3 protein-coding genes are annotated in these 1860 nt (G+C 39.9%); all 3 read right to left on the bottom strand.

Annotated elements, in window-relative coordinates:
* Nucleotides 1–3 precede the first annotated feature (3 nt).
* Nucleotides 4–222, bottom strand: coding sequence for a hypothetical protein (locus tag ACFIMG_RS01545; RefSeq protein WP_375662684.1), 219 nt, complete (start codon nucleotides 220–222; stop codon nucleotides 4–6).
* A 119-nt stretch (nucleotides 223–341) separates the two neighbouring features.
* The gene (locus ACFIMG_RS01550) at nucleotides 342–965 is read right to left on the bottom strand and encodes a lambda exonuclease family protein (RefSeq protein ID WP_375678888.1); all 624 of its coding nucleotides are present in this window, start codon (nucleotides 963–965) and stop codon (nucleotides 342–344) included.
* A gap of 1 nt (nucleotide 966) precedes the next feature.
* Nucleotides 967–1794, bottom strand: coding sequence for a phage recombination protein Bet (bet, locus tag ACFIMG_RS01555; protein ID WP_375678889.1), 828 nt, complete (start codon nucleotides 1792–1794; stop codon nucleotides 967–969).
* Nucleotides 1795–1860 lie beyond the last annotated feature (66 nt).

A 1860-nucleotide genomic window follows, 5' to 3' on the forward strand; every position in this document is an offset into this window, starting at 1 on the left:
ATTTTACATCTTAGAGAGTGCGGTTTCGTAATATTCATTCTTTGACAAATCTAAAAGTTTGTCTGGGTGGCTAACTGAATTTGGTATTGGGATATCGGATTTAAGATAGATAAGCAGTTCACCGGTAGGTTTGATTTCTACGAGTTCACAACCTTGTTTTTTAGCTTCTCTTAAAGCGCGTGCAATGGCTGGTTGCGTTATAGCAGCTGGACGAGGCGCCATATCTTTTCTCCTTACATTGAGATGCAATTCACGTGTGGCGTGAATCACGCATTACTTGAAAGTGTTAAGAAGGGTGGGGGTGCTCGTAGATATGCGGGGAACAAAACACCCCCATAGGTTCAAGCAGCTTTTGTTGAGAGTTGTTGTATCTCTCGTTCTATCTCTGCTAAAAAGGTTTCAACAGCTTGATTGATCTGTTCAATTTGTTGATCATCACGGAGAACACGCTTGACTTTCATGCGCAAGTGAAAGAATTCCCCCGTAAAACGTGGATCATAACTTACGAAATCACACCACTTTCGTTCTGTACAAGCCATTTGGAATTGCATTTGCGCGTGATATTCTGGTTTGATTTCGTCACCTATACAAAAGCGCATATGTGTTACTGATCTCGGGCATTTGACTTCGATTAAACCGTCTTCTCCAATGAGACCATCAGGGCTAGCCCCCGCCATTTCTATTGTGGGGTGTTGGATAAAGCCGCACTTTGTTATATCGGCATCATAAATGAAGCCATATTCTCTCAAGGCATCTTCTTCATGTTCAATACCCCATCTCATATCTTCAGTTTCATAATAAGGGCTTGTTTCGCCTGTTAAGCGCTCTGTTATGAGTTTGATTTTGTAGTCTTCATATTTGCTCGTAGGCAATCCTTTTGCTGTCTTACTGAGTACGCTGTAAATGTTTGATGCGGTGACTTTACCCAAGCGTGCTTGAAACCATTCTGCTGTTCTTTGTTCCATCTCACACCGCCGTTCTTTGTTCTTGTGGTGCATATTCTATATCTTGGACGTGAATATATTCGGCATCTTGTATAGGCGCCTCTATTTGCTTTTGTTGTAGAAAAGATTGTTCTTTTTCATGCTGTCTCTTTTGCAAAACATCCAAAATCCTTTGTGCTACTTCATCAGGAAGATCTTCAAGCCTGTCGACTCGTCCATACTCAAGCACTTTTTCCTCTTCTGTTTGAGTGATGTTTATTAATTGTTTGATTTGCGTAAGCACATCATAAGAAACTAACTTCGTTTGTACGTTATGGTTTGTTTCATTGATACGTTTTGCTTCATCTTCTTCATAAATACCGGAAAGCCCGAAAGCATAGCGAGCACATTGTATAGTGGCTTTATGGCGCAACATACGTGCTGGATATTTTTGCCATGCTTCACTTTTTTCTTGTTCGCATTCTTTGCGATATTCGGTGACTTCGATAGGGTCTTTAATCCCTTTGAGACGAATAGCACATTTGATAGCAATGATATTCCCATTCTCATTGAGTTGATCTTGAAAGGTCATGCCATCAAAGTCAGGATTTGATTTGATGATCTTTATCCAACCGTCGATAGAAACAACGGGTATGATGCCGCCGCCTTTTTTAGGGAGAGCATAGATTTCTTTTGTTAAAGGGTTAAGTCCATAAGTATTGGCAACAAAAAGAAAAACGGCAAATTCTGCATCAGTGATGACATTAGCATTTTTATATCCAATACAAGTTTTTATGATTGTTTCTCGAAATTCTTCAGCAGAAAATCCATATTTTTCTGCCATTTCTTTTAAAAAAGTAGAATTTGTCATCTTGATTTCCTACATTGCGCGCAATTCACCCGTGGCGTGAATCACGCATCTGTTAAAAGGCTGGTT

It is taken from the genome of Bartonella sp. AP11XZML, assembly GCF_042196445.1.
Taxonomy (GTDB): Bacteria; Pseudomonadota; Alphaproteobacteria; order Rhizobiales; family Rhizobiaceae; genus Bartonella.